This is a genomic window from Deferrisoma palaeochoriense (assembly GCF_054656955.1).
The window spans coordinates 1-208 of record NZ_BAAHXI010000243.1 but is presented as its reverse complement, the minus strand read 5'-3'; the positions used below and the strand labels follow the sequence as shown (position 1 = coordinate 208).

At 64.9% G+C, this 208-nt stretch carries 1 pseudogene; it reads right to left on the bottom strand.

Going from position 1 to position 208, the window contains the following annotated elements:
• A pseudogene (locus ACYQ8L_RS18870) lies at positions 1-208 on the bottom strand (anaerobic carbon-monoxide dehydrogenase catalytic subunit); the annotation flags it as partial.

Genomic DNA, 208 nt, shown 5'->3' with positions numbered 1-208 from the left:
GATGTACTCCGCCCACTTCGTGCCCTCGATGAACGGGAACGTCACCCCAAACACCGTGAACACCCCGCTCGACACGAAGTAGTGCCCGATCGCGATCGCCTTCTCGCTCATGTACTCCGGCGCCGCCCCCGCCACCGGCAGGTCCGAGATGTCATCGCCCAGACCGCCCGTCTTCACCATCTCCGAAAGCGCCACCAGGATCCGGCTG